The organism is Acinetobacter sp. NPDC052428 (assembly GCF_044547685.1).
Lineage (GTDB): Bacteria > Pseudomonadota > Gammaproteobacteria > Pseudomonadales > Moraxellaceae > Acinetobacter > Acinetobacter lwoffii_G.
In genome coordinates this window covers 1-1,221 of the sequence record NZ_JBIUAT010000076.1, presented here as the reverse complement: position 1 = coordinate 1,221, position 1,221 = coordinate 1, and the positions used below count along the sequence as shown (strand labels likewise).

General features: G+C 40.6%; 3 protein-coding genes. 1 reads left to right on the top strand and 2 read right to left on the bottom strand.

The window, feature by feature from the left end; genetic code table 11:
• The coding region (locus tag ACIG3F_RS16125; protein ID WP_396470543.1) for a hypothetical protein at positions 1-238 on the top strand (238 nt) is incomplete at its 5' end.
• Here ACIG3F_RS16125 and ACIG3F_RS16120 read toward each other — a convergent pair.
• Both ACIG3F_RS16120 and ACIG3F_RS16115 read right to left on the bottom strand, forming a co-directional pair.
• Complete coding sequence (locus ACIG3F_RS16120; protein WP_004893803.1) at positions 239-484, bottom strand: hypothetical protein; 246 nt, start codon at positions 482-484, stop codon at positions 239-241.
• Positions 485-690: 206 nt separating this feature from the next.
• A complete protein-coding gene (locus ACIG3F_RS16115; RefSeq protein WP_005262270.1) occupies positions 691-1,194 on the bottom strand; it encodes a hypothetical protein in 504 nt (167 codons plus the stop codon).
• Positions 1,195-1,221 lie beyond the last annotated feature (27 nt).

Sequence of the window (1,221 nt, the reverse complement as noted above, 5' to 3'; positions counted from 1 at the left end):
GGTGGGTTGTTTGGAGTTTGTTAAAATGAGCAAGAAGAAATTTCGAGCTGAATTATATAAAGCTTATGTTGCCTCAGGCATACATGACCATGCCCTTATACAGGAATATATTAAAGTTGCCGAAGCTTTTGTGCTTGATAACCAAGAGATTACTGTTAGCGGTTTTCGTGCACTTACTGAAAAAATTAGCACCAATAACGGCCACTCTAATGGCTCTCGTGCTCTTGGTAGAGAGTAGTTATTTTTTACTCTTTTTTAATGAGCTTACAGACTGCATAGTTAAGCCAATTCCGGCCTCCAGATCATCTAATCGCTTAACAATATGATCTAGTTTAATACCAATATGGTTATGTTCCATTACCGCAATAGGAACCCCGCAATTGGAGCATTGTACAAACCAAAACAAAAGATCTGACTTGCCCAAGTTTTGGCTTGAAAGCTCAAAGCTGTGCGATCCACAGCTACCGCATTTTGTTTCTGCCATATTTTTCTCCACCCGATCCAAGAGCCGCTCGGGTATGCGGCAAGGTATTTTTATGAAATTAGAAACGCTTGTTTTAATAGAAGATCGGCTTCATCCCGGCTCAACCCAGATTTACCTGGAGCACATAAAAGAAGATGTGCCTGAATTTTTTGTGCCAGTAGGCGATTACAATAAGCCGATTGGTTATTTGAAATTTAAAAATATCGCTAAAAAAGGCTGCTTTGAATTAAGCTCATTAGAGAGCCTAGATTATCCCAACCCGCATCCACAATTTTCGTTGACAGGTGTTTTATATTCTCGGCAGGCAGCTCTTGAAGCGCACCACGCAATTTCTGCTTATCAACAGGCGATAAATCAGATTGATCCACCTTAAGTTGAAGTATTGTGCGTATGGTGTCAGCCTCAAATCTTACAGTTACCACACCTAAAATAGCTGAAAGACCACCATCATCTTTTAGAAAATCCAAGCCTTTTTCTGTGATTTCCGGCTTCATGATAAGAATGGAGCCACCACCATCTCCAGATTTACTATGCACCACTTTGGTGGAGTTCTCGGTAAGAAGGCCATGACCCTTGAGATAGTTCAAATTGATAGCAATTTTATGATACTCAGCACTATCTGGCTTTCGCTCATAATCAGTCCATACAAATGGGTAGCACTCTGCGATCTTACTTAACAACTCAAGCTGTAATTCTCGATCCAATATCATATAGCTTCCTGCTTATTGAGCCGCGTC

Bases quoted from the DNA above. Each gene is read 5' to 3' on its own strand.
- ACIG3F_RS16120 (WP_004893803.1), bottom strand. From the start codon at position 484: ATGGCAGAAACAAAATGCGGTAGCTGTGGATCGCACAGCTTTGAGCTT.
- ACIG3F_RS16115 (WP_005262270.1), bottom strand. From the start codon at position 1,194: ATGATATTGGATCGAGAATTACAGCTTGAGTTGTTAAGTAAGATCGCA.